We start from the raw sequence: 378 nt of genomic DNA on the forward strand, positions 1-378 counted from the left end.
GTAGTACTGACGGTTTCCACGACCTTGGAATCGTTCGATGTGCCCAGCTGCAACGACACGATATTGGTTTTACCACACGATAACGCCATGGCTGCGTTGGCAACCTGCAAATCTGCGGTTTTGTCTCGGCCATAACTGTCACTCATGTACAAACTGGTCGAGCATTGCCCTGTGTCCGTTAGGGCGTTTTCTAACTCTTGCTTGGTTTGTGTTGTCGCCTGGCTGTAGGTATCTAGCTTACGTTGTTCAAGCCCTCCTAGGTTGTCGCTTAAATGAGCCACGTCTTCTAAGTAACTGCTCAATAACGCAAGCTTACGTTGTTCGACTGGGTCTTGATTTCCTTCCTGTGAGCCATAAAAGATCGGAAGAGCTGTTCAG

Annotated in this window: 1 protein-coding gene; it reads right to left on the reverse strand. The window is 48.7% G+C overall.

All coding sequences use genetic code 11. The annotated features are described in order from the left end of the window. A partial coding sequence (locus tag ACP45E_RS01400; RefSeq protein WP_241824236.1) for a DUF1552 domain-containing protein occupies positions 1–302 on the reverse strand: 302 nt, incomplete at its 3' end. Positions 303–378: the final 76 nt, after the last annotated feature.

It is taken from the genome of Vibrio genomosp. F10 str. 9ZD137, assembly GCF_049974785.1.
Taxonomy (GTDB): Bacteria; Pseudomonadota; Gammaproteobacteria; order Enterobacterales; family Vibrionaceae; genus Vibrio.